Source organism: Faecalimonas umbilicata, assembly GCF_004346095.1.
GTDB lineage: Bacteria > Bacillota > Clostridia > Lachnospirales > Lachnospiraceae > Faecalimonas > Faecalimonas umbilicata.
Map to the genome: position 1 here is coordinate 36,289 of NZ_SLZV01000020.1, position 22,860 is coordinate 59,148.

General features: G+C 40.6%; 19 protein-coding genes and 1 other annotated feature. All 19 genes read right to left on the reverse strand.

All coding sequences use genetic code 11. From position 1 onward, the window contains the following. Positions 1–615: 615 nt before the first annotated feature. Complete coding sequence (locus EDD74_RS09975) at positions 616–843, reverse strand: hypothetical protein (protein WP_116441933.1); 228 nt, start codon at positions 841–843, stop codon at positions 616–618. Between the two features lie 73 nt (positions 844–916). Further along, positions 917–4,024 (reverse strand): VaFE repeat-containing surface-anchored protein, encoded by a 3,108-nt coding sequence (locus EDD74_RS09980; protein ID WP_165851594.1) that lies wholly within the window; start codon positions 4,022–4,024, stop codon positions 917–919. Then, positions 4,021–4,218 (reverse strand): hypothetical protein, encoded by a 198-nt coding sequence (locus EDD74_RS15125; protein WP_165851593.1) that lies wholly within the window; start codon positions 4,216–4,218, stop codon positions 4,021–4,023. The genes EDD74_RS09980 and EDD74_RS15125 overlap by 4 nt, the downstream gene beginning before the upstream one ends. A gap of 239 nt (positions 4,219–4,457) precedes the next feature. Further along, positions 4,458–5,417 carry a ParB/RepB/Spo0J family partition protein gene (locus tag EDD74_RS09985; RefSeq protein ID WP_116441932.1) on the reverse strand — a complete coding sequence of 320 codons (960 nt, stop codon included), beginning with the start codon at positions 5,415–5,417 and terminating at the stop codon, positions 4,458–4,460. Continuing rightward, complete coding sequence (locus tag EDD74_RS09990) at positions 5,371–6,201, reverse strand: ParA family protein (protein ID WP_116442498.1); 831 nt, start codon at positions 6,199–6,201, stop codon at positions 5,371–5,373. Before EDD74_RS09990 ends, EDD74_RS09985 begins: the two co-directional genes overlap by 47 nt. A 167-nt stretch (positions 6,202–6,368) precedes the next feature. Beyond that, entirely contained in the window at positions 6,369–8,456 is a 2,088-nt protein-coding gene (locus EDD74_RS09995; protein WP_116441931.1) for an ATP-dependent DNA helicase, read from the reverse strand. A 363-nt stretch (positions 8,457–8,819) separates the two neighbouring features. Then, positions 8,820–9,431: an AbiTii domain-containing protein gene (locus EDD74_RS10000; RefSeq protein ID WP_116441930.1), complete on the reverse strand. Its 612-nt coding sequence runs from the start codon at positions 9,429–9,431 to the stop codon at positions 8,820–8,822. A gap of 13 nt (positions 9,432–9,444) precedes the next feature. Beyond that, positions 9,445–10,086, reverse strand: a complete 642-nt coding sequence (locus tag EDD74_RS10005; protein ID WP_116441929.1) for a hypothetical protein — start codon at positions 10,084–10,086, stop codon at positions 9,445–9,447. Between the two features lie 590 nt (positions 10,087–10,676). Continuing rightward, a complete protein-coding gene (gene tsf, locus EDD74_RS10010) occupies positions 10,677–11,597 on the reverse strand; it encodes a translation elongation factor Ts (RefSeq protein ID WP_009262529.1) in 921 nt (306 codons plus the stop codon). A gap of 79 nt (positions 11,598–11,676) precedes the next feature. Next, positions 11,677–12,429, reverse strand: coding sequence for a 30S ribosomal protein S2 (rpsB, locus tag EDD74_RS10015; protein ID WP_008975991.1), 753 nt, complete (start codon positions 12,427–12,429; stop codon positions 11,677–11,679). 268 nt (positions 12,430–12,697) lie between these two features. Beyond that, entirely contained in the window at positions 12,698–13,213 is a 516-nt protein-coding gene (locus tag EDD74_RS10020; protein WP_009262530.1) for a dCTP deaminase/dUTPase family protein, read from the reverse strand. Positions 13,214–13,390: 177 nt separating this feature from the next. Next, on the reverse strand, positions 13,391–13,882 hold the full coding sequence (gene nrdG, locus EDD74_RS10025) for an anaerobic ribonucleoside-triphosphate reductase activating protein (protein ID WP_008975993.1): 492 nt from the start codon (positions 13,880–13,882) through the stop codon (positions 13,391–13,393). Position 13,883: 1 nt separating this feature from the next. Beyond that, positions 13,884–16,004, reverse strand: coding sequence for an anaerobic ribonucleoside-triphosphate reductase (gene nrdD, locus EDD74_RS10030; RefSeq protein ID WP_008975994.1), 2,121 nt, complete (start codon positions 16,002–16,004; stop codon positions 13,884–13,886). 226 nt (positions 16,005–16,230) lie between these two features. Further along, positions 16,231–17,004 carry an ABC transporter ATP-binding protein gene (locus EDD74_RS10035; protein ID WP_009262533.1) on the reverse strand — a complete coding sequence of 258 codons (774 nt, stop codon included), beginning with the start codon at positions 17,002–17,004 and terminating at the stop codon, positions 16,231–16,233. Then, positions 16,997–17,878, reverse strand: coding sequence for an ABC transporter permease (locus EDD74_RS10040; RefSeq protein ID WP_116441928.1), 882 nt, complete (start codon positions 17,876–17,878; stop codon positions 16,997–16,999). The genes EDD74_RS10035 and EDD74_RS10040 overlap by 8 nt, the downstream gene beginning before the upstream one ends. Before the next feature lie 27 nt (positions 17,879–17,905). Next, on the reverse strand, positions 17,906–18,925 hold the full coding sequence (locus EDD74_RS10045; protein WP_116441927.1) for an ABC transporter substrate-binding protein: 1,020 nt from the start codon (positions 18,923–18,925) through the stop codon (positions 17,906–17,908). A gap of 398 nt (positions 18,926–19,323) precedes the next feature. Continuing rightward, positions 19,324–19,573: a binding site (T-box leader), on the reverse strand. 109 nt (positions 19,574–19,682) lie between these two features. Continuing rightward, the gene (locus EDD74_RS10055; RefSeq protein WP_116441925.1) at positions 19,683–21,131 is read right to left on the reverse strand and encodes an ABC transporter substrate-binding protein; all 1,449 of its coding nucleotides are present in this window, start codon (positions 21,129–21,131) and stop codon (positions 19,683–19,685) included. Between the two features lie 20 nt (positions 21,132–21,151). Further along, positions 21,152–21,955, reverse strand: coding sequence for a carbohydrate ABC transporter permease (locus EDD74_RS10060; RefSeq protein ID WP_009262538.1), 804 nt, complete (start codon positions 21,953–21,955; stop codon positions 21,152–21,154). Further along, complete coding sequence (locus EDD74_RS10065) at positions 21,949–22,842, reverse strand: carbohydrate ABC transporter permease (protein WP_016439081.1); 894 nt, start codon at positions 22,840–22,842, stop codon at positions 21,949–21,951. The genes EDD74_RS10060 and EDD74_RS10065 overlap by 7 nt, the downstream gene beginning before the upstream one ends. Positions 22,843–22,860: the final 18 nt, after the last annotated feature.

Below are 22,860 nucleotides of genomic sequence, written 5' to 3' on the forward strand. Positions count from 1 at the left end.
TCTAAGAAGCTGTCTTGTCTGTATGCAAGAATATCCGGCATATAATCCAACAGGTTATCTTCCGCCGCATGCTGTGCTGCCTGCAAAATCACCTCTGCAAATTCTGTCACATCCTCTGATACCCGGAATGCATTGCGGAGCGTTTCCTGAACTGCTCCCCGGTTTTCTTCTGTAATTTCCCACAAAGGAACTGGGCGAACCAAACGCTTGTATTTTCCTTCTGACGTATCCGTGACGTCAAAATAATATTTCAGCTTTGTGGTACTTCCACTTTTGTCAAATACAGCAATCGCTTTGGAATCATGTTTTACCCACCGTCCAAACTTCCGATTCCAGTCTTCCATTCCCAGAACTGCGGACGCCTCCGGTCTCTGCAAATAAACAAGAAGCTGTTCATCAAAGGGCAGCCGGAAATTCCGGCAGGCAGAATTTAAAAAGTGAAGCCATTGTTCTGCGGTTGCTGTTACTTCTTTGATTCCTTCCGCATACAACTCTGTAATCAAATCATATTTCTTCGCCATAGCTTCAACCCTACCTTTTCTAATACACGAATCTCTTGATCCGTTTCTGCTCTTATAACATAACGTGCCATTTCAAACACCTTCCTCTTGTTACTTAATCCTCTGTTTTCTGTTCCTTATCTGTCCCCGCTAAAAAGCTAAAAACCTTATTCGCTTTTACTGCTTTTTGAATCTCATTGATCAGACTGATTTCTGCCACCGTGATTCCGGGTATGGATAAGATTTCATCCATTGTCATTGCAAGAACGGCTTTTTCGGTATCAAATCCCTCACTAATTAACTTAGACAGACATTTCACCGCTTTTTGATTGATTTGTGCCATATATCGATCATCTCCCTGCTTTCAAACAGGGGCAGATTACTCCGCCCCTGACATAACTTCTTTTATCTGTTTCTTATTTTTTCTTACGGTTTTCTCTTCGTTTCCAAATAGAAAAGCCTGCTACACTTGCTGCGGAAATACCCGCTACAATCAACCACAACATAGCCTGACTGCGATCCCCCGTTTTCGGTGCATCTGATTTTGGTGTTTCCGGTTTTGGCGGCAACTCTTTTTCCACAACTTTTACCGTCTGTCCCTGATCTTCCAGATCCTCATGTGCGGTTACTTCAATCTCGCCTTCTTCGCTTACAAGATACAGTTTTTCAAATACAACCAATTCCTTTCCCGCAAGTCCGGTTCCATCAAAAATAAAAGTCACATCCACCGTCCCCTTTGCTTCTTTCGCCTCAAAAACGGTTTCCGCTGTTACCTGCTTGTCCTGAATCAGCAATTCTTTTCCGGTCGTTTTGTCCATCAGCATGCCTGCCACTTTATATTGTTTTCCTGTTTCCAGATTTTCGTAGGCTACCGTGTCTACAAGCGTCACTTTCTCAGACTCCGTAACTTCCTGATCTCCATCAGTTCCATCTTTCGCTGTTGTATGAATCTGCGGGAAATAAATACTCTGCTCCTGATCTTCGATATCGGTATGTGTTGCAACTTCTTTCTCCTGATAGGTGAGTGTTTCAAAGGCAACAATCGTTTTACCCTCTAAAGCGCTTCCATCAAACACAAAAGTAAGTTCCACGGTTCCTTCTGCTTTTTCCGGTGTAAATACGGTCTCCGCAGTCACGTTCTTTCCATCCACCAACAGTTCTTCTCCGGTTTCCTTATCCATAAGCACACCGGAAACTTTGTACTCTTTCCCTGGAACCAAATTCTGATAAGAAACCGTATCTACAATCGTTACTTCCTCATCTGCTTTCGATACATGACTATTCGTCTCTGTATCTTTTGCGGTTGTACCGATTTCCGGGAAATAAATGGTCTGCCCCTCATCCGAAAGATCTGCATGTACCGCAATCTCTTTTTCTTTCCATAATAAGGATTCAAATACAACAACTGTCTTCCCTTTCAGCACATTTCCATCAAATGTGAAGGTTACATCTACCGTCCCATCTGCATTCTCCGGTGTAAATACCGCCTCGGAAGTAGCCGGTTTTCCATCTACTTCTACCGGTTTCTCTGTCTCCTTATCCATCAAAGTTCCAACTACCTGATATTCTTGTCCCGGTAGCAGATTCTGATATGCCACGGTATCAATCAGCGTCACCTTTTCCCCTGCATGCGCGAAATTCTCCCCGGTTGCCTCATCCTTCGCAGTTGTTCCAATTTCCGGGAAATGAATGGTCTGGTCTTCATCGGAAAGATCCGCATGTACTGCCAGTTTTAAATCTTCCTGATACAGTTCTTCAAATACAACTACGGTTTTCCCTTTCAAGGAAACACCGTCAAACGTAAATGTTACAGTTACCGTTCCGCTGCTCTTCTTTGCTTTAAACGTTTTCTCTGCTGTCACAGGCTTCCCATCAATCAGAATCGGTTCCCCTGTTTTCTGATCCATCAGCGTTCCAATCAACTGATATTCCTGCCCTTTCTTCAAGCCCTCATATTCCACGGTATCCACAAGCGTCACCTTTTCATCCGGCTTGGAAATATGAGACTCCGTTTCCTGATCCAGCGCAGTTGTCCCGATTTCAATCTGATCATCCGTCAATGTCCCAAGCGGTACAGTAATGGAATCTTTATAAATTGTGACTTCGATTTTTAAAAGATTCATGCCCTCATTTGCTTCACATCTCTGTTCTTCCAATAGATAGGTGTCATAGGGAAGTGCTCCTCTGCTGTCATCTACCGGTTCGTTTCCAAACCAGATTCCATCGGCAGAAGATTCTCCTTGATTCGTATTCTGTGAATGTTTTACCCACTCGGAAGATGTGCTGGCATATCCATTTTTGTCTGTCACAAGGGTGTGGCTCTCACCAGTTGTCTTTGAGATAATCGTAAATGGAACATTTGCAAGTCGGTTCAGTTCTCCGTCTCCCACTTTTACAAATTCCAAATCTCCACGATACACCTGCTCCGGAACGGATGCTGCTTGATAACAGAAAACTGTCTCTGCTTTCCCGTCCCCGGTAATCTTCTGAACGAAAATCTCCGGATTGATCAGATAGCCTTCCGGCGCCTTTGTCTCCTGCACCGTTACTGTTCCAAGCGGCAGACATGGAGTCGCTCCATCCATCTGATAATAAAATTCATCCCCGGAAAGAAGATATTCTTTTGTAAATTTTATTTTCCCTTCCTGATCTGTCTGAAATACCCACGTTCTCTCCGCTGTCTTTCCCGCCTCTTCTGGATTACTGTCCATCTGCTCTTTAAAATATTTTACCGTAAACTCTGCATGTTCCAAAGATGCGGCTCCCTGCGGTTCATTCTTCTGTGTCTCAGAATCTATTTTCTGAAGCACAATATCTATCGGGTTGTTTTGCGGAACTTCCTGCACCTTTAACGTCGCAGTTACATCTGACTCAACTGACACATCATATCCATTGGCATCAATCGCAAATCCGGGACTAGCTTCGATTTCACGCACCGTATAACTGCCCTCTTCCAATTCCCCGGACTTTGCATACCCATTCTCATCCGTTGTAAGCACTGCAACCTGCGTCTCTCCCTGATAAATACCATACTTTGCACCTTTCAGACTGTAATTTCCATTTCCATCTGAAATACTGCCATTTGCTGAACTCTTATACAGCTCAATCCAGCCATACGGTTTTTCATACCAACTTCCTGCAACAGTCTGATGATCTGCCGCCGGAAGAATAAAGGCACGGAACGATTTTGGCGGTTCCGGCAGGGAATTGATCACACCTACGACTTCCTTTGTCTTGTCAATAAAATTTTGCGGTGCGCCATAAAATGCCCCACCTGCATCATTATAGTTATCATAGATATAGGCAACCGTCAGATGTCCGATCACATACGCATCCGTATCAGACCATCCATGAAAACACTGGTCTCTTGTAATCGTTTCGTAGCCATATCCACCATTCAGATAATACAATGCCTTGCGGATTGGTGAGTCCTGCGGAAGTAAATTATACTCATACTCTCCCGCCTCCGGCGTTTTCTTCAAAGGTTCCAAACAGTAAGCTGTGTTTTCCCCATCAAACGTCATCCTTGTTGTATAATAATCTCCATACGCAATGGTTTCTCCGGAATTAAAATGCAGCGTTCCGTCCGCTGCAAATGCAGCGTTCCGTCCGCTGCAAATGCGGTAGTTACTGATGTTCCGAATGCTGTCAGCATTGTCAAAACACCTAACATAAATGCCAGCACTCTTCGGCTGTTTCTTTTGAATTTCTTTCTCATAGTCTAAATCCTTTCATAAAAAAATCCCCACAAACTGCGGGGTATTTCCTGTTTCTCTCTCACTTTTAACTTGCTCCAAATCTACTACAACTGTTGGAAATTGTGGATAGCCACATTCCCCTTATTCTTTTTTCGGCTGGTAAACTGCTGGTAATCTTGAGGGGGTAGGGTGTGGGAAGGGGGAACAAAAAGAAAAAGGCTGTCCAGATGCGGGGACATGTTTCCCAAAATGGCAAGCCTTATCGTTCTAAACTGCGTTCCCGTTTTCGATACAGCTCCAACGCTTTCACAATCGTATCCTCAATCTGCTTTTCCGTTGCTTTCGGTGGAAAATATTTCTGTATCCGCTCTCTCGGCATCCGAAACTGCTCCTTTTGATTTCCCTTTTCCTCTGTCAAGATTGAAAAAATCACATTTTCATCCAACCGTCCCTCTTCCGATAACTTCCGCAGTTTAATTGCCTGCGCATGACTCGGCGTACAGTCTTCCGATTCTATCGTTTCATATAAATCTGACTGTTCCTCTTCTGACAGATACGATAACTCCACCGCCGGACGCAAAGCAATCTGCAACTTATCTTTTTCCTTTAGTACAGAATTATCCACTAACTCTAACAACTCCGGGATAAGATTTGTTAAACGGATAAAACGACGGATTTGGTCTTGACTTTCTCCTACTTGTTCTCCTAATATCTGTCTTGATGTCTTTCCCCTTAAATCCTGTGCCACTGGCACATAATTTTTATTTGGTCTTCCTGCCTGACGTTTCATGGCATCCAGTTTCATTTTATAGGCAAACGCTTTTTCTGATGGCAATATCTTCTCTCGCTGTAAGTTGGAGTCAACCATGAGAATAGTCGATTCTTCATCGGAAAGATTTCTTACAATACATGGAATTTCTGTTTTTTCTGCCAGTTCACTTGCATATCTTCTCCGATGCCCGGCAATCATTTCATAGCTGCCATCGTCCTTTGGTCTGACGATCACCGGCGAAAGAACACCATACTGTTTTACACTTTCCACCAGATTCGCCATTTCCTCATCCATTCGGATTTTAAACGGATGATTCGGAAAATCACAGATCTCTTCAATAGAAATTTCCATAATCATTTCCCGTTTCGCTTCATCTCGTTCCTCCTGCGTACTGAACAAATCATCGGCTGAGGGAAGATTGAAGTTGATTTCTCTGCCTTTCGCCATCCCGAACCACCTCCTTTGTAAAGGCTTGATATGCTTTCGCTACCGTGCTGTCCTTGTCATAACTGTAAATACTCTTGCCGGCGGCGCTTGTCTCTGCTGCCTTTACTGCAACCGGAATTACAGTCTGATACACTTTGATAAATTTTCCATAGTTTTCTTTCAGGCTGTTCTCTGTGGCACGGGCAAGATTTGTCCGCATATCCGCAAGCGTAAGCAGCACTCCATCTACTTTCAAAGACGGATTGATTTGGCGTTGTACCTTTTTAATCGTCTGCATTAACTGCGTCATTCCCTTTAAAGGCAGATAATGCGCCTGAACCGGCACAATCACGCTGTCTGCTGCCGCTAATGCGTTGATTGTCAGCATTCCCAAACTTGGCATACAATCAATCAGAACATAGTCATAAGATTTCTTTAACGTTTCCAGATACGTTTTCAATGTTGTTTCCCTGCTCATTGCATTTACGAGCAACATTTCCATTCCTGACAATTCAATATTTGCTGGAATTAAATCAACGCCTTCCGCATGGTGCAGCATTCCTTCATCCGGTTTTATACTCTTATCCCGGATAATACTTTCCATGTGTGTTGCAAGTGTTACCGGAAGATTATCCTGATCTGCCCAACCTAATGATGTGGTCAAATCTCCCTGCGGATCAGCATCTACTAAAAGCACCTTTTTCCCTTCATTTGCCAATCCCACTCCAAGATTTACCGTTGTCGTTGTTTTCCCTGTGCCTCCTTTCTGATTCGCAATCGCAATTACTTTACACTTTGATGTCATCCTCTGACTTCCTCCTTTCTTCTCAAATTTAATAGCCACTCCTTTGTGGGGAATGGCTATGTATGGAAATTTAGGCATAAAAAATCCCAGTTGATTCTTGTAAAACCAACTGGGTATGTAATATCTTGCTGTAAATATTTCCTTATGAATCAGTAAAATACTTTTTATTACCGATTCCTCTTTTGTAAACATACATCTTCCTTTTTGCCGCTATTCAATAAATTATAAAATTCTTCAATTTCATCAAAATCGGATGTTCTATTCTTTATAGGTAGTGCTTCCCAAATATTCCTTTTATATTTTGCTTTAGATTTTTCACCTACTCTTGAATCAATAATTGAAACAATTCCAAAATCCTTCTCACTTCTTATTAACCTACCAATTCCTTGTTTCAATTTTATAATCATCTCAGGTACTAACACTTCCATTAAGCCATCTTGGCAAATACTTGTTTTATAATCAATAATCGGTTCTGGAACTGGGAACGGTAATTTAAAGATAATTAAATTTGACAATGCTATTCCTTCAACACTGATACCTTCCCAATATGTACCCGTTCCCAACAATACCGAATTAACATCCTTTTTAAATTCAGCAATTGTATCACTTTGTGATGCACTTCCATTTTGCATTAAAACTCTATATGGCACTCTTTCTTTTAACCCTTCGTATACTTCAAGCATATCACTTTTAGCAGTAAAAAGGATCAATGCCTTTCCTTTGGATATTTCCAATATCCGTACAATCTCGTCAATCCCTCTTTCAATAAACCTCTTCCGTTCATGACTTGGGTGAGGCATATCCTCTGTGTAATAAATCATTGCATGTTCATCATAGTTAAAAGGAGAATATTTAGGTTCAGCAATAAAACCTTTCTCCATCGGGAAATTTGTGTTTGCAATAAAATATTTGTAACCTTCTTCATAATCTTCCCCGACGCCACTTGTTATCGTTGCTGATGTCAGTATTGTTGTAAAATCAGCATCCGAAAAAAAGAGACGTTCAGTTAATTTATTAACATCCTTTGGACAATTTGCTAATACTATTCCCTTTTTCCCTTTTCCATTTAAAGTCATCCAAAATATATCTTCACACTCTTCTTTCAGCATAGCTGTCCAAAACTCTTCCTGTAACTCCAATGCTTCTAATTCTGCATCATAATCTTTATTTCTATAAGAATCATCTACTCCAAACTGCATAGATACTTCCAAAAATATATCATGAACACAGTCTTTTAATCCTTGCAATGCCGGAATGTTTCGGTCAAGATAATATCTCTCAATTTCACGATTTTCTTTTTTTGCTATTCTATCCTGATCTTTTACTTGTAAGTTTAAAGAATCAAAAACGCTGTCCAAATGTTTATAATATCTTTTAAGTTTCTTATCAATTGTATTTCCCAATCCTCTGGCAATTTTTCTTGCTTGCTCAACGGTCCTTTGCAGTGAAATATAACTTACCTCTGTTGTATATGAATTTCTAACTTTACCTTCCAAGTTATGTGCTTCATCTATTACAACGAATTGAAATCTATCTGTAATAATTTCTTTTGAAAAATTATGACGCTTTCTTAAATTTATCGTCAATAAATCCTGATTGCATAAAATAATTCCATTTGTGGTTAATAGTTCATGCCTCAAGCTATAATAGAAACAGTAATCTTTATGAACGCAATTCTGCCTACAAAATACAGGATTAAACTCTTTTACATTTATTTGATTCCATATATTATCTGGTATATAAATATCCCAATCTGCCTTCTGACATCCGCCTTTTTCAATTTCCGCATATATTTTTCTAATCGTTTCATCTTTTTCACAAAGGAAATACGCATCACATCTATATTTGCATAGAAAATGATTCTGCCCTTTTGCAAGAACTATATCTGGATAGTATCCAATTATATCCTCGATGATTTTAATATCCGCTGCTAACTGCTCCTGTAATGCAATGGTGGATGTCGCTATTACTATCGGCTTTTTATATCTCTTATGATAATATAAAAGAGGTACAATATAAGCAAATGTCTTTCCAATTCCAACGCCTGCTTCGACTACAATATGCTGTCGATTCTTCATTGCATCTGTTATTTCAAAAGACATATCCCATTGTCCCTCTCGATTTTCATATCCTTTTTCAATCGCAGTGTCTATAAAAAAGGAATATACATCTCCTCCGATATTTTTAAAATCCTGCTTCCATTTTTCATCTTGTTCTTTTTTCTCAGCTTCATTGTACCAAAAATCTAATGCCATGTATCCTCCCAATCAATTTTCCCTATTATAAATCTTTATAAAACCAAAAGTCAAAAATTCCATCCATTTACCTCATATCATCCCGTCCGTTTAGTCCTCTTTCATCCTCAAATTCCGTACAAAACAGCTCTGAATATCGCCAAATATTAAACTTTTTAATATCTAAACAGTTCCCCTCCCAATATTTCCTTGATGTATTCGTGAACAAATCGAAACAATTCACAAAGCCCCCCCTATATAAGCAGAAATAACTACACCCTCTCTGAATGTCATTATCAACACCTCCGCTTTAATTTTATAGTAATAGAAATGATGCTTTGAATTTTCAAAAATGCAAAAAATCTTTTAGATATATAAAGCTCATTATTGTCCTTGTTGCATATCTATATCAGAAACTTCAGCATAAAAGTTATTTATGTAATTATTGATAACTTGAGTGTTATGAGCTATTTTCTTTTCTATATCGGTAAATGTCATTCCTTCGCCCACTATTCCATTTTCTTCAAGAAGTAATGCCCAATCCAAAATCTTATTTCTCACCGTACTCATAATTCTATACAATTCACTTTTCGTAGAAAAAAATTGATACTTGGTGGGTATAAAATCCATATTAGAATTAAACCATTCGGTTAAGGTTCCATTTACAGATAAACATACTGTACCTTCACTTGAGTTATACACATCTTGTAATTCTGAAATTGAAGTAGGTATCGGCATTTTAGAAACCAAATCTGATATGTCAGCAGATAAGACCATTGGAATCCAGCCATGATAAGGATTCCATGCTTTAATTTCACCTGCTATATTCCGATATTCCGGAACTTCTTGTTTGTACCCATTTTGCTCTTGGCTTATCCATTCTTCAAACTCTTTCAGATTAAGCTTTCTGGCTACTAAGTAAGCCTTTCTCATCAAAGATTCAATAGATATTTTTTCATCTAACGCCTCTCTTTGTAATTCAATTACTATTCCCACTTTTGTTCACCACCTATAATATCGGAGCAATAGTTGCAAGGATACCCGAAGCAATTAAACTGCCTGCTATACCAATAGATAAATTTTTAATTTCAGTCAATACCATTTTTATTTTACTCGGATTTTCTCTCTTTTGTAATAAAACTTCTATTTCTTCAATCATATTTCTTAGCTCCGGTGCTTTTTCTCCATACTCTTCATCAAACATACTATCATACTTTTTAATTTGCTCTAAAACTTCTTTCACTTTAGCATAATTAAACTCTTGGGTTATTGTCTGCTCTTGTAAAGAATTGTTTGTTCCTTGCTGAATTTGTATTCCTGTTGCCTCTCCATAAAAATTATTTGTGTTATTTACTATTCTCTCCCTCTCCTCCATGATCTTCTCTCCTCTATTTTTAGTTAAATCTGTAACCTTCTCAATATCCATGTTAATCACATTTGTAGAATAATTTATTTTTAAAATTATGTATTTTTCTTTTATACCATTCTTCAGTTCCCGTTCAATAAAATCACCTTCTTCAAAAGGTATATCAAAAGCTTGCGTTAATAGTTTATTTACCGAACTTTGCAGATTCACTCTTATACCATGATAAAGGTCACCGTTTACTTTCATTAATGTTACTGGTTTCAAATCTCTTGCAAGTAATCTCATTCTTTTCCTCCACACTACACCACTTTTTTTATGCATGTACTATTCTCATTACGAATTTTCTCCACAAAAAGTCACAAATTCCATCCATTCGGCTCGTATCATCCTGTCCATTTAGATCTTCTATATCCGCAAATTCCGTACAAAACAGCACTAAATACTGCCAAATATCACGCTTTTTAAGGCTCCGACACACTAGGAGACAAAATATTCTGCCACGTATTCACTTGTCTCTTTCTTTATATTATAAATTATCCCCCGTCTTTCCACAATCCCTATTTTCCATGCGATAACTTACGATAATTTGGGGGAAGATATACTATTTTACGTTCAAATTTGGGGGATAGCGTTATCCCCCAAAAAGAAACGACAAGCAAACTTCTCCTCTTTATTCAGAAGAAAGAGGCAAAGTTTAAGATGGCATTTGGGGGAAGCTTTTCCCCCAAGTCTTCCCCCAAATTTCCCCCAAATCTAATGATAAAATACGGTATTTTACGATAATTTATGAATTTTCTCTCCAACTGCAAAAACCCCTTGAAAATGCCCATTTTCTGAGCTTTTCAAGGGGTTTAACCTGCATTTTATCTAGGAATTTAGTTTCCCATCTGTGCAGCCACTTCAGCAGCAAAGTCTTCGTTTTTCTTCTCTAATCCTTCTCCAGTTTCGAAACGAACGAATTTCTTAACTGTTACGTTAGCACCGTTTTCTTTTGCTACTTTTTCTACATATTTAGCAACAGATAAGTCACCATCCTGTACGTATGCCTGATCTAATAAGCAGATTTCTTTTAATTCTTTGTTGAGACGTCCGATGATCATCTTTTCGATGATGTTGTCTGGCTTCTCTGGGTTTTCTGTCTTAGCCTGAGCTAATAAGATTTCTTTTTCGTGCTCTAAGTATTCTGCAGATACTTCATCGCGTGAAACGTATTTTGGAGACATAGCTGCTACCTGCATTGCTACGTTCTTTAAGCAAGCTTTGATCTCGTCGTTGATTACGTCTGTCTCAGCCTCTACTAAAACACCGATTCTTCCGCCACCGTGGATGTAAGGTACTACACATCCGTCTGTAACTACTTTTTCAAATCTTCTGATGCTTAAGTTTTCTCCAATAACAGCGATTTTCTCTGTCAAAGCATCTTTTACAGTCTTTGTGTTGTCTGCTAACCATGCTTCGCTTAAGAAAGCATCCATATCAGCTGCTTCTGTTGCTACTGCCTGATTTGCAACTTCTTCTACATATGCCTGGAAGTCAGCGTTCTTAGCAACGAAGTCTGTCTCAGAGTTTACTTCTACGATTGCTGCTACTTTGTCATCTTTTACAACAGCTTTTACAAGACCTTCTGCTGCAATTCTTCCTGCTTTCTTGTCAGCTTTTGCCTGTCCGTTCTTTCTTAAGTATTCTACTGCTTCGTCCATGTTTCCGTTTGTTTCATTAAGAGCTTTTTTGCAGTCCATCATTCCTGCACCTGTCATCTCTCTTAATTCTTTTACCATACTAGCTGTGATTGCCATGATCATTTCCTCCATTGATAATAGTTTCTTTAAAAAAATGCTTCAACCTGTATTCAGGCTGAAGCATTTAGTTCCAATCTTAAGCTTCTTCTGTTACTTCTTCAGCTGCTTCTTCTGTTACTTCTTCAAAAATTTCTTCTTCTCCTGTAACACCCTGGTTTGCTTCGATTACAGCGTCTGCCATTTTAGCAACGATTAACTTAACTGCTCTGATTGCATCATCGTTTCCTGGAATTACATAGTCTAATTCTTCTGGATCACAGTTTGTATCTGCGATACCGATCAACGGAATTCCAAGTGTGTGTGCTTCCTGAACACAGATTCTTTCTTTCTTAGGGTCTACGATAAAGATTGCATCTGGAGCTTTCTTCATATCTTTGATTCCGCCTAAGTTCTTTTCAAGTTTCTCCCACTCTTTTTTGATTGCGATAACTTCTTTCTTAGGTAATACGTCGAATGTTCCGTCTTCTGCCATTCTTTCGATATCTTTTAAGCGTGCGATTCTGCTCTGGATTGTCTTGAAGTTTGTGAGCATTCCACCTAACCATCTCTCGTTTACATAGAACATTCCGCAACGTTCTGCTTCAGATTTGATTGCATCCTGTGCCTGTTTCTTTGTTCCAACGAAAAGGATTGTTCCTCCTTCTGCTGCGATGTCAGAGATTGCTTTGTAAGCTTCATCTACTTTTCCAACTGATTTCTGTAAGTCGATAATGTAGATTCCGTTTCTCTCTGTGTAGATGTACTCTGCCATTTTAGGGTTCCATCTTCTTGTCTGATGTCCAAAGTGAACACCTGCTTCTAATAACTGTTTCATTGAAATAACGCTCATGATTTTTCCTCCATTGGTTTTTACTCTTCCGCATATTTCCTGTACTCTGCAACCGTTTCTTCTATATATAATGCGGTCCTGATCTTATCTGGCTTCCATCTTTCTCTCAAATGAGATACAGATGAAAATCCTATTCAGAATCCATTGAAGAATATTGGCACCGGCAGAGATTACCATATGCGTGTTTTTTACGACCGTTTAAGTATAGCATAGCAAATCTATGGATTGCAAGTACTTTATCATACTTTTTTTACAGTTTTCGCATTTTCTATGACTGTGTCGTACTTCCGAAACCACCGTTTCTCACACTTGTCACATCATCATCAACTGTGATTCCATATTCCACAAAAATTCCCTGCATAAATCCTGTTCCTTCTGGAATCTCAACGGTTTTATTTTCGTTTGTATCATTTGTGATCTTTGCGAAAATATGCCCCTCATTATCAGAGTAAAAGTAATCGCTGTCAATAATTCCAACCGTATTATTTAATTGCAGACGATATTTGAATCCAAGACCGCTTCTCGGATAACATTTTAGAACCCAATTTTCTTCCATCTCCACACGGATTCCTGTAGGAACTTTCACAGTTTCCCCTGGTTTCATTGTCAATGTCACCGGTGCATAGAAATCATATCCTGCCGATCCTGAAGTAGCACGCTTTGGAAGTTTGATATGATCGTAAATCGTCTTGATTTCTTCTGCATTGGTAGCACCAAAAGTGTCGATCCATCCCTCTGTAAACTGCTCGTAACTTACTTTCTGAAATTTTGCAATTCGTTTCATTTGTTTTCTCCCGTTTCTATTTTCTCTCTTGTCGTTTCTTCTTTATGTTTCTGTATTCCGAAACAGATAGCCGGTTCCTCCATGCTGAAAATCATAAGAAGTCCCGGCTAATCTATCGTTTTCTTTCCCAGTCTTTCTGCCGGACAAGCTTACATTTTCGCCGACAAAAATGAAATTTTAGGAATCGTGCAAGATCACTTTCTCTTGGCGAAGAGACTCCTGCACATCGATGACTCTCTGATTTGCGCTTCCCTTCCAGTGAAGACTTACATCTTTTTTATCACACTCGAATTCGCCATCTACAAGCACATCGAGATATTTCACAATCTCCGTGTTTTTAATTTCCTCCCAGAGAGAACCTGTGTAAAGCCAGATTGTCTTTTGTGGAAATTTCTCTCGGATTTCTTTTGCCAGTTCTTTGACATCATAAGCATTTCTGACATGAAGCGGATCTCCTCCGCTAAATGTGATTCCACTGATATAATCTTTGGAAAGTTCCTCAAAAATCTCTTCTTTTGCTGCCTGATCAAAATCCAATCCCCCGTTCGGATCCCATGTGATCGGGTTGTGGCATTCTTTGCAGCAGTGAGAGCAGCCTGCCACCCACAATACGACACGAAGTCCATCCCCGTTTAGCATATCGTCTTTTGTTATGTTGTGATATCGCATCTTACATACTCTTCCTTTCTGCGATTTCCGCCATCTTTGCATCGTTCAGACGTGTATCTCCTTTGACTCTTGAATAAGAAAGGTATCCATTCATCCGGTCGATCTTCGTCAGATTTTTGCTTCCGCATACCGGGCAGACATCCATCGCAAGTTCTTCGTGTCCGCAATCGTCGCAGTACGCCAGAGACAGATTGACCCCTTCATAAAGCCCCATATCCATCGCGCGGCGCACAAGGGCTTTGATTGCTTCTTTATTGTAGTTGATCGGATATTTCACATACTGGATTTTTCCTCCGTTGCTGAGTTCCCAGAAACGATACTCCAGATCCTGCTTTTCAATCGGTGTGATGTCTTCTGTCACATGACAGTGGAATCCATTGCTGACATATTCACGGTCAGATACGTTTTCTACGATTCCGTATTTCTTGCGGAACTGCTTTACCTGAAGCCCGCAGAGATTTTCTGCCGGTGTCGCATAGATTGCATACAGATGTCCATCTTCTTCTTTAAATTCGTTGACACGCTTGTTGATGTACTCTAATACTTCCAGTGCAAATGCGCCGTCTTCCACAAGTGATTTTTTATTATGAAGCTGCTGAAGCTCATTGAATGCTGTGATTCCAAAGGAAGCAGTCGCTGATTTTAATAGAGGCTTGATCTTGTCGTGCAGACCAAGATTTCCACCGTAAAATCCACCTTCACAGTATGCAAGCGGATTTGTCGATGCTTTCATCTCCCCGAGATACTCATATGTACGAATATGGAGCTTCCGGATCAGATTTAAGTAGTAATCAAGTACTTCATAGAAATCTTTGTTCTCTTGTTTTGCCTTTGCATAGATCATTGGCAAGTGAAGACTTACTGCACCAATGTTAAATCTTCCGACAAATACCGGCGTATCTGTCTCATCTTTTGGATACATACCACCCTTTTCGTACCATGGGGATAAAAATGCACGGCATCCCATCGGGCTGATGATTTTACCATACTGCTTATACATACTTGCGATGTAACCTTTTCCAGTCAGACTCAGCCAGTCCGGATACATTGTCTTTCTTGAACATTCGATTCCTGCTTCAAATACATCTTCCAGTTCTTTTCCCGGTCCATGCAGGTTCTCATCATAGAGGAATACGATTTTCGGGAACAATACCGGCTTTTTATGACCTTCTTTTCCCTGTCCGTTCATTCTGACTTTCAGCATCGTGATCGTGACAAGCTTTGCAAAACGGCTTCTTCCGGTTCCTGCTGTCACTGTAATAAACGGATAATCTCCTCTGCTGGAAGATACGGAGTTAAATTTGTATTCCCACCCCTGGAATCCCTGCTCCATCTCTTTTTCCAGATCTTTCCATGCGACCTCTTCTGCCTTCTCCCGCTCGATTCCAAGTCCCAGATATTTCTCCACATGGTTATGGAATGATTTCTCTGCAAATGGCTCTAAGATATCATCTACACTTGGCACAGTGAATCCACCGTACTGCTGGCTTGCTGCACTTAGAACAATATCTCCGATCACATCGAATGCTGTATCCAGTGTCTTCGGCTCATTGTACCAGAGATTTCCCATCTCAAATCCCCCGCTCAGCACGTTTTTTACATCGAACAGACAGCAGTTCATTGTATCGCGTCTCGCGGACATGTCGTGGATATAGATGTATCCATCTCTGCATGCCTGAATCTCTTCTGTTGTCAGGAAAAACTTCTTGTAAAGTTCCTTATTCAGTTCATTGAAAATCAGACTGCGCTTTGTAGATACGAGCGCACTGTCTGTATTACTGTTCTCCTTATCACCGATGTACATAATTGACTGACTCTTTTTGTACACCTCGTCAAGCATCTGCACAAAGTCCTGCTTATAGTTGCGGTAATCACGATAGCTCTTTGCCACAAGCGGATTCACTTTCTCCAATGCACCTTCTACGATGTTGTGCATCTCGGCAATCCGGACTTCTTCCACTCCCATATCTCTTACTTTCTCTTCCACAAATTTACAGATAAATTCAAGCTCTGCATCTGTAAATTGGATCAATGCACGATAAGCTGATTTATTGACTGCGACTACTACTTTCTGTACATTAAACTCTTCTGAAGTCCCGTCTTTCTTGATTACTTTCACCATACTACACTTGCTTCCTTTCCCCATTATTTCATCTATATTTAGTGTTTTATTATCTTTTAGCAAACTAGATAATGTGTCTGCACGAACAATATTACCACTTCCTGCAAGCACCGTCAACAAGAACTGCGCGAAAATATTATACAAAAATCTTCGTTTCCGTTCTTCTAAATTTTGTGAAAAATAAGGATGGACATTGCTGTTCCATCCTTATTTTCTCTCTTCTATTTTAGTTGCCGCACTCAATGCTGATTTCATTAAACAACTTTAAAATTTCTTCCACACTTGTCTGCTGCTTTTCTTTGCCTGACCGATCCATTATGATCTCTCCCTGATGCATCATCAAGAGCCGATTCCCATACTCTACAGCATAGCGAAGATTGTGTGTCACCATGATCGCTGTCAATTGTTTCTTTTTCACAATTTCATCTGTCAGCTCCATGATCCGCTCTGCCGTCTTTGGATCCAGCGCCGCTGTATGTTCATCGAGAATCAGAAGATCCACCGGTGTCATAGTAGCCATCAGAAGAGCCATTGCCTGTCTTTGTCCGCCGGACAATGCTCCCACTTTTGTCTCCAACTTTTCTTCCAGACCAAGCCTTAAGGAAGATAATAGTTCCCGATAATAGGAAATCTGTTTTTTATTGATTCCTCTTGCAAATCCATAACGTTTTCCTTTGTGATCCGCTATCGCCATGTTTTCAAGAATCGTCATCCCAGGACAAGTACCAAATGCAGGATTCTGATACACTCTTCCGATCTTCTGATTTCTCCTATACTCCTTTTCTTTTGTGATGTCTTTCCCGTTCATGCAGATTTGCCCTGCTTCCGGCAGGATACTGCCACAGATCAGATTTAGAAGAGAGGTTTTCCCTGACCCATTACTTCCAATCACAGAAACAAAATCCCCCCGATCTATTTTCATTCCAAAATCTTCAAATAAACACATTTCATGAACCGTCCCGGGATTATAGTATTTATAAATATGATTTAATTCAAGCATTTCCTTTCACCTTCCTTTTTCTCTCCGTACTGATCAACAAAATCACAAGAAACAGCACTGCTGTGATCAATTTCATGTCTCTTGGTTCAAAGTTTTTAATTGCAATACCGACACACAACTTGTAAATCACCGCTCCGAAAAAGACAGTAGTAGTTGTTTTCAGAAAGGAAAGCTTGCGAAACAGGCTCGTTCCGATGATCACACTGGCAAGCCCGATGACCATCGCCCCGGTTCCCATAGAAATTTCAAAAACCCTCTCCTCCTGACAGAATACACATCCCGCAAGTGCCACAAGACCATTGGCAATCGCAAGTCCGATGATTTTTACATTTCCTGCATCTTTTGCAAGAGAAGTGACTAACTTGTCGTTGTCACCTGCCGCCCGCAGAAGAAATCCTGACTTTGTTCCCAAATAAAGATCCAACAATAATTTTGCCCCAACCGCAATAACAAAAATCAGTGCCAGTGTGGCATAGTTTCTAAGTGTTCCCGGAAACATCCTATCGATCAGATCATTTTTAAAAATGGTTTTCTGAGAAAACAGTGGGACATTTGACGTCCCGGCAATCCGTAAGTTTACCGTCCACAGAGCTGTCATCATAATGATCCCGGCCAGAAGATCTCTGACCTTTCCTTTCACATGAATCAATCCAGTGAGCATTCCTGCCAGCGCTCCTGCCAGAAATGCCAGAAGCAGTGCCAGAAATGGGGACATTCCCTTTGTGATCAGCGCAGCTCCTACCGCTCCGCCGAGCGGAAAACTTCCATCTACAGTTAAGTCTGGAAAATCCAGTATTTTATAAGTAATATAGACACCAAGAGCAAGTATTCCATAGATTAACCCCTGCTCCATTGTTGTTATGATCAAGCTCATTTTCCTGCCATCCTTTCCTCATATCCTTTATTCGCATATCTCAGCGTTTTCCAAAAGTTCTTCTCCAAAAGAGATCCCCAGTTGTTCTGCCACTGCAGTATTCAAATAAAGATTTCCTCCTGAAATCTCTTCATATTCCAATTCCGATGCCTTTGCCTCTCCTGTCAGTATCTTTGCTGCCATTTTCCCAGTCTGCTTTCCAAGTTCCACATAGTCAAGTCCTTCTGCCGCCAGACATCCAAGCTTGACCTGCTCAATTTCGCTTCCAAATACTGGAATCTCTGCTTCTTTTGCTCGTTCAAGAATCGTCGGAAGGGAATTTACTACCGTGTTATCTGTCAGATTGGTCAGACAATCTACCTTTCCTACTAATGCTTCTGCTGCCATCGCAATTTCCGATGTATTGCTGACACCTGCTGTCACAATCTCAAATCCATAATCTTCTGCATAGTTTTCATATACTCGAATTGCGGACAAAGAGTTTACTTCGCTTGTCGTATAGAGAATCCCGATTTTTTTCGCTTCTGGAAGAATCTGACGAATCATTTCAAGCTGATCCTTGATCGGAAGTCTGTCACTTGTCCCGGTCACTTCCCCTGCCGGCTTTTTATCTTTTCCTGCCAACTCTGCCGTTTCTGGATCTGTCACCGCCGTATAGATGACTGGAATCTCTGTATCCATCGCCGCATTAAATGCAGTCTGTGCACTTGGGGTTGCGATTGCACAGATCAGATCCATCTGATCTGCCACAAACCGATCCGCAATCTGACTTGCAGTGCCCATATCCGCCGCTGCATTTTTCACTTCGATTTTTAGATTTTTCCCTTCTTCCAACCCTTCTTCTTTTAATCCTTCCAAAAACCCTTCCCTGCAGTTATCAAGAGAGGCATGCTCCGCAAACTGCGAGATACCGATACGATAGATTTGCTCTCCTTGCTCGTTCTTTGCTTCCTGCTTGCTTCCACAGCCTGTGATTGCCGCAATCGCTAGCACAGCTGCCAGACTTCCTGTTAATTTTCCTACCTTTTTACTCATTCTTCTCATCATCTTTCTCTGCTCCTTTTCCTTTTTTAATTATGCTGATATCCACTTGCCAGGCAGATAACTATGATGTTAGCAAAGATTAGACAATTCGGATCGTGATTCCTTCGAGACTTCACATTTCGCAATGGGATCGTGAGCACTTCGAGGCTTCGCCTCTCAGTCGCGGGCAGCCCGCGAATATTTTTCCAGGAATGCTCTCTTTTGTGCGAGCACAACGAGCGCCTTCTTATGCTTCACATTTCGCAATGGGATCGTGAGCACTTCGAGGCTTCGCCTCTCAGTCGCGGGCAGCCCGCGAATATTTTTCCAGGAATGCTCTCTTTTGTGCGAGCACAACGAGCGCCTTCCTGGAAAAATGCTCACGATCCTTGCCAACACGAAAAAAACCGCCTCAAGCTCTTGCTTGAGACGGTAATAATAGGTATTATTATCGCGGTACCACTCAAATTGACACGTACTGTCCTCTTTCTCATGTACTAACATACACTCCTGATTGATAACGGGTTCGGTTCCCGACGTACCATACTCTCCTACTGATTTCAGGCCGCCCTCGAAAGTCCATTCAATCATCAACTTCATATGGCAATCGCACCTCCTGCCACTCTCTGGAATGTCGTTTGATAACCTACTCCTCTTTCTCAACGGTTTAAAAAGTTATTTTTTATTAATTTATTACAGAAATATAAATTTGTCAATACTTTTTACATCTTTTCAAAACATTTTTATTTTTCTGTCTAAAGCAATTTCAAAAGGAACTTCTCTACCTTCCGTCCTTATAATTAAAATCTGACAAAGAGATATCCTTCTGCTTCTTCACGGTTTCTACAGATCGTTTCAGGTTCTCCTGCATCTGACTCGCGTAGTTTTTTAATTCTTTTTTGTAAATCTCTTTTCCAGAAAAAATAGAAGAGGCAATGTCACCAAAATCTGGAACAACCGGCTGGATCATACTGTAAACCAGCTCGATATTGCCATTTTCTGCCACCGGATTCGGAACAGCAATGCTCTGCTCCATCGCATATTGATAATAACGTCTCATATGTTCATTCTCAATATCTTTTTCTCCGAGATCTCCTCGCACAGACACAAATCCTCCCTGCGCCATCAGTTTTTTCTGATATTCATAAGAATAGAGATATTTTAAATATTCTGCCGCAATATCCGGGTGTTTACTGTTCGCTGAAATTCCCATCCATCCCTTTGTAAATGGACGCAGTAGTTTCCCATCCGGAAGTTTTTCATTCACCGGAACTTTCATCACTCCGAAATCCAAATCCGGATTATCCTTCTCCCAAACTGGAATGCACCATGCTCCCTGCACAAGAAATGCTGCCTTGCCTTCTCCAAACAGCTTTCTTGCCTCCGGCGCTGTCAACGATGCTGTATCCGGATGAAAACATCCTTTTTCATACAACTCTTGATAGAGGTCAAACGCTTGAACCACCTCAGGATCTGCAAATGTTGTCTGCTCTTTCTGCAAAAATACTTGTCCTGCCGGTCCTAATTTTGCTCCTCCTACTTCTGAAAAGGCACGAAGCTCAATATCCATACGATTTTTCTGTGCACCGCTTGCAACCATGCCGTAATACTTGCCATCTCCATTTTCCGTAACCTGCTCGCAGATTTGTCGAAGCTCCTCCCAGGTTACTTTCTCCGGATCAATCTCTGCCCCCACTTCTTCCAAGAGAGCCCGGTTATAAAATAAAAGTGCACTCGGAATGTCTACCGCTTCTGGAAGAAGATAGACATCTTCCCCTTTCATTGTAACATTTTCACATAGAAATTCCGGCTGGATCTGCGCAAAGAAATCTTCTTCCAAATATAGATTCATCGGAAGAAACCATCCCTCACTGACTGCCGTGGAAAACGTAACCGTAGACGGTAATGGAAATAAGTCCGGAGCATCTCCTGCCCGAATTCCGGACAGCATCGTTTCATTAAACTGCGCCTGTGTCAGCGTCGTATAATTTACAGTGACATTTGGATGATCCTTCATAAACTGCTCATTCAATTTTTCTCTGGCATCTTTTGTACTGTCACTCCAGTCGACGATATTCAATACGACTTTTTCATCTTCCGGTGTCTTAATTTTTTCAAACTCTGCTTTCTGACTGCTGTTTCCTGCTTCCGGACTTACAACCTTTACTCCACCACAGCCAGTCATACCTATCAATGCTCCTGCCAACAGCACTGCAATTCTTTTTCTCATATGGCATCCCTTTCTTTCCGCTATTCTTTGACTGCCCCTGAAATTCCCTGGATAAAATATTTTTGGAATGTTACAAACAACAATAGCATCGGAAGAATGGTAATACAAGCTCCCGCTGCAATACTTCCCCACTCCACAATATTTTCTCCCTGAAAAGAATACAGACCGACAGAAAGTGTACGGATTTTCGGCTGATTCACAGACAAAATAAGTGGATACAGGAAAGAGTTCCATGTCCAGATTGATTGCGTGATCACTACGGTTCCGATCACCGGTCCCGCAAGCGGAAACATGATTCGGAAAAACACATCAAATTCACTTGCCCCTTCCAGCACTGCAGATTCTTCCAGCGCTTTTGGGATCGACTGAAAGAATTTTGAAAACAACAAAATAAAAATCACATGTCCACCACCGACTTCTGCCAAAATCAGCCCAATCAAAGAACTCTCGCAATGGAGCATCCGCAAAATCTGATACACCGGGATTGTAAAAAAGATTGTCGGGATTCCCATAGAAATCATCATCACCGTATAAATAATTTTTTTTGCCCGGAACTCAAAACAGCCCATAATATATCCCGCAAGCGCTGTAACTGCAAGAATCACAACAACCGAAACAACCGTCACAATCACCGTGTTCAGAAAATATCGGGAAAATTCCGCCTGCTCCCATGCATTTTGAAAATTTTGAAAGGTAGCACGATTGTCTGCAAACAACTCCAAAAAGGAATTCGTATTTTTACTGCTGAACGCGATCAACAACATCAGCAGGAATGGTGCAAGCCAGATTGCTGTGCTTACAAATAATAAAATTTTCTTTAACATGCCTCTTTTCCTTCTTTCCACTTCTTTTGAAAGAATCGTATCAATCCACTGCACAAAATCAAAAATACAAGACACATCACGACTGCCGCACTTGCATAGCTAAGTCTCGGCGCTCCAAACGAACTGGAAAATGCTGTCCTGTAAATATAAGTCGATATCATATCTGTCGAAAAATAAGGGCCTCCACTCGTCAATGTCTGTATGATATCAAACATTTTCAAGGCATTTAAAAATGCCACGGAAGTAACCGTAAAGATGACCGGCTTCATTGTCGGGATCAAAATGTAGCGGACAAACGCCGGTTCACTGGCTCCATCTACCTTAGATGCTTCAATTACTGCCGGAGATACCATCTGAAATCCTGCCATCCAGTAAATAAATAATGTCCCTGTCTCTTTCCATACAGATACAAGGATAATCATTAAAAATGCCCACTTAGGTTCTGTCAGCCATTCAATCTTCTCAAGACCAACACCGCTGATGACCGTATTGACAAATCCATCATAGCTGAAAATACTTTTCATCAGAATACCAATCGTAGCAGAAGTTGCTACGATTGGCATGATAAATACTAGGCGGACCATTTTTTTCTTTTTAAATGTATTATACTCTACAAGATAAGCAAGGAAGAACGATACTGTTACCTGAAAAAAAGTTCCTGCCACTGCATACAATACACTGTTTTTCACTGCGTTCCAAAACAAACCATCTCCCAGGACTTCTACATAATTGTCCAGCCCTACAAAATTTGCCGTTTTTGTAATTCCATTCCAATTCAACATGGAATAAAACAGATTCAGGAGCAATGGATATAACTGAAATACTGCATACAGAAAAAGTAGTGGCAGCAAAAATGTTACAATGATTTTTTTATGGTCTCTTTTCATATTCGCTCACCTTATCAC

Coding starts and splice junctions, on each gene's coding strand:
- EDD74_RS10035 (WP_009262533.1), bottom strand. CDS start 17,004: ATGCTTGAATTAAATCATATTTATAAATACTATAATCCCGGGACGGTT.
- EDD74_RS10060 (WP_009262538.1), bottom strand. CDS start 21,955: ATGTTAAAGAAAATTTTATTATTTGTAAGCACAGCAATCTGGCTTGCA.
- EDD74_RS15125 (WP_165851593.1), bottom strand. CDS start 4,218: ATGAGAAAGAAATTCAAAAGAAACAGCCGAAGAGTGCTGGCATTTATG.
- nrdG (WP_008975993.1), bottom strand. CDS start 13,882: ATGCGATATCACAACATAACAAAAGACGATATGCTAAACGGGGATGGA.
- EDD74_RS09975 (WP_116441933.1), bottom strand. CDS start 843: ATGGCACAAATCAATCAAAAAGCGGTGAAATGTCTGTCTAAGTTAATT.
- EDD74_RS10065 (WP_016439081.1), bottom strand. CDS start 22,842: ATGAAAAGAGACCATAAAAAAATCATTGTAACATTTTTGCTGCCACTA.
- EDD74_RS10005 (WP_116441929.1), bottom strand. CDS start 10,086: ATGAGATTACTTGCAAGAGATTTGAAACCAGTAACATTAATGAAAGTA.
- tsf (WP_009262529.1), bottom strand. CDS start 11,597: ATGGCAATCACAGCTAGTATGGTAAAAGAATTAAGAGAGATGACAGGT.
- EDD74_RS10020 (WP_009262530.1), bottom strand. CDS start 13,213: ATGAAACGAATTGCAAAATTTCAGAAAGTAAGTTACGAGCAGTTTACA.
- EDD74_RS10040 (WP_116441928.1), bottom strand. CDS start 17,878: ATGAGCTTGATCATAACAACAATGGAGCAGGGGTTAATCTATGGAATA.
- EDD74_RS09980 (WP_165851594.1), bottom strand. CDS start 4,024: ATGACGTTTGATGGGGAAAACACAGCTTACTGTTTGGAACCTTTGAAG.
- EDD74_RS09985 (WP_116441932.1), bottom strand. CDS start 5,417: ATGGCGAAAGGCAGAGAAATCAACTTCAATCTTCCCTCAGCCGATGAT.
- rpsB (WP_008975991.1), bottom strand. CDS start 12,429: ATGAGCGTTATTTCAATGAAACAGTTATTAGAAGCAGGTGTTCACTTT.
- EDD74_RS10055 (WP_116441925.1), bottom strand. CDS start 21,131: ATGAGAAAAAGAATTGCAGTGCTGTTGGCAGGAGCATTGATAGGTATG.
- nrdD (WP_008975994.1), bottom strand. CDS start 16,004: ATGGTGAAAGTAATCAAGAAAGACGGGACTTCAGAAGAGTTTAATGTA.
- EDD74_RS10045 (WP_116441927.1), bottom strand. CDS start 18,925: ATGATGAGAAGAATGAGTAAAAAGGTAGGAAAATTAACAGGAAGTCTG.
- EDD74_RS09990 (WP_116442498.1), bottom strand. CDS start 6,201: ATGACATCAAAGTGTAAAGTAATTGCGATTGCGAATCAGAAAGGAGGC.
- EDD74_RS09995 (WP_116441931.1), bottom strand. CDS start 8,456: ATGGCATTAGATTTTTGGTACAATGAAGCTGAGAAAAAAGAACAAGAT.